Here is a 488-nt window from a genome sequence, read left to right as displayed (position 1 = left end):
TCCACGTCTTCGCGCTTGGTGCCGCGCAGCAGCAGGCCGACGTTGTCGCCAGCCTGGCCCTGGTCCAGCAGCTTGCGGAACATTTCCACGCCGGTGCAGGTGGTCTTGACGGTGTCCTTGATGCCGACGATTTCGATTTCTTCGCCGACCTTGATGATGCCGCGCTCGATACGACCGGTCACCACGGTGCCGCGGCCGGAGATGGAGAACACGTCTTCCACGGGCATCAGGAAGGCACCGTCCACAGCGCGCTCAGGCGTAGGGATGTAGGTGTCCAGTGCTTCGGCCAGCTTCATGATGGCTTCTTCGCCCAGCGGGCCCTTGTCGCCTTCCAGGGCGAGCTTGGCGGAACCACGGATGATGGGGGTGTCGTCGCCAGGGAAGTTGTATTTGTCCAGCAGTTCGCGCACTTCCATTTCGACGAGTTCGAGCAGTTCTTCGTCGTCCACCATGTCGCACTTGTTCAGGAACACGATGATGTAAGGCAC

Annotated in this window: 1 protein-coding gene; it reads right to left on the bottom strand. The window is 61.1% G+C overall.

Translation table 11 applies throughout. From position 1 onward, the window contains the following. The coding region (locus J8G26_RS19165) for an EF-Tu/IF-2/RF-3 family GTPase (RefSeq protein WP_246881490.1) at positions 1-488 on the bottom strand (488 nt) is incomplete at both ends.

This window comes from Acidovorax sp. JG5, from assembly GCF_017939685.1.
Lineage (GTDB): Bacteria > Pseudomonadota > Gammaproteobacteria > Burkholderiales > Burkholderiaceae_C > Acidovorax.
The sequence above is the reverse complement of the archived record's forward strand: the minus strand, read 5'-3'. Positions and strand labels throughout refer to the sequence as shown.